Source organism: Faecalibacterium sp. DFI.5.82, from assembly GCF_029076575.1.
GTDB lineage: Bacteria > Bacillota > Clostridia > Oscillospirales > Ruminococcaceae > Faecalibacterium > Faecalibacterium duncaniae.
Genome location: NZ_JARFIS010001206.1, coordinates 1 through 262, shown reverse-complemented (window position 1 = coordinate 262; position 262 = coordinate 1). Strand labels below are relative to the sequence as shown.

Below are 262 nucleotides of genomic sequence, written 5' to 3'. Positions count from 1 at the left end.
ATGGGTGGTGACCATACCAGTAAAGGTGGCCGACAGCATCAGGGTGCTGATCTGGTTACCGCAGTTGCCGGCAGTATCCATCAGCATGGGCATGAAGGAGACCAGCAGGGGCAGGCTCACAAAGGCTTCCTCGTAATGGGTGGTGACCATACCAGTAAAGGTGGCCGACAGCATCAGGGTGCTGATCTGGTTACCGCAGTTGCCGGCAGTATCCATCAGCATGGGCATGAAGGAGACCAGCAGGGGCAGGCTCACAAAGGCT

1 pseudogene is annotated in these 262 nt (G+C 57.3%); it reads right to left on the bottom strand.

Annotated elements, in window-relative coordinates:
* Positions 1 to 262: pseudogene (locus P0G09_RS20745) on the bottom strand (hypothetical protein); the annotation flags it as partial.